General features: G+C 41.0%; 1 pseudogene. It reads right to left on the reverse strand.

From position 1 onward, the window contains the following. Positions 1–209, reverse strand: a pseudogene (locus SB765_RS33360) (hypothetical protein); the annotation flags it as partial. Positions 210–239 lie beyond the last annotated feature (30 nt).

Genomic DNA, 239 nt, shown 5'->3' on the forward strand with positions numbered 1-239 from the left:
GGTTTTACGTAAAGCCGTCTAATTTCGCCATACCAGCTACCATCAAATTGCTTTACTATTGCGCCACAGGCAACTATTCCGTCTTGATTTTTTAACCCTACAGCGTAAACGCTCGTTTGACCAAGCTCATTAACTGTAAGCGCTTGTGAAGTTGCTACGGGATATAATGAACTAATAAGTCGATCTATATCAGCAAATACGTTGATCACATCCTGATCACAAGGGTCTAAGTCGACTAA

Source organism: Pseudomonas sp. SIMBA_067, from assembly GCF_046534675.1.
In the GTDB taxonomy this organism is placed as follows: Bacteria; Pseudomonadota; Gammaproteobacteria; order Pseudomonadales; family Pseudomonadaceae; genus Aquipseudomonas; species Aquipseudomonas putida.